Raw genomic sequence first — 862 nt, forward strand, 5'->3', positions numbered from 1 at the left:
CACATTAGGGATGGTTCACCTTAATTGTACTGACATTTCTGTTAATATCGAGCGCTAAGCACTCTCATTGTTAACTCACTGCTTAAGTGACGGTCAGTACAACTCTTTTAACTTTCTGGTTAGCGTATTGCGTCCCCAGCCTAATACTTTAGCGGCATCTTGCTTATGACCTTTAGTGTGCTCCAATGCAGCTTCTAATAAAATGCGCTCAAATTCTGGTAATGCGAAAGAAAGTAGTTCTTTATCCCCCGCAGCGAGCGATTGACGTGCCCAGTCCGCCAATTGTTCTTGCCAGCTACCTTTGGTTGAATCCGAAACGGTTTTCTTCTCTTCCAAAAGCTCTGAAGGCAAATCGTTCGGTAATACTTCACTGCCACTCGCCATCACCGTTAACCAGCGACAAATGTTTTCTAGCTGACGTACGTTGCCCGGCCAATTGAGTCGATTGAGAATTTCGACCGTCGACGGGTGCAAGGTTTTGGTTTCCACTCCAAGCTCATCTGCGGCGCGTACCAGAAAGTGTTGTGTGAGTTTTTCAATGTCTTGTTTGCGTTCACGAAGCGCAGGAATTTGTACGCGAATGACGTTCAAGCGGTGGAACAAGTCTTCACGAAAATCGCCTTGGTGTACCAGTTTTTCGAGGTTTTGGTGCGTGGCGGCGACAATACGTACATCGACACGAATCGGAGAGTGACCACCAACACGGTAGAACTGACCATCCGCCAACACGCGCAGCAAACGTGTCTGGATATCCAGCGGCATGTCACCGATTTCGTCCAAAAAGAGCGTGCCTCCGTTGGCTTGCTCGAAGCGGCCTTGACGAACACTGTTCGCGCCTGTAAATGCGCCTTTTTCGTGACCG

1 protein-coding gene is annotated in these 862 nt (G+C 48.6%); it reads right to left on the reverse strand.

Annotation, left to right across the window (positions count from 1 at the left end):
- Positions 1-93 precede the first annotated feature (93 nt).
- The coding region (locus R7Z77_RS24700) for a sigma 54-interacting transcriptional regulator (protein ID WP_025519954.1) at positions 94-862 on the reverse strand (769 nt) is incomplete at its 5' end.

Source organism: Vibrio sp. 1401 (assembly GCF_033340295.1).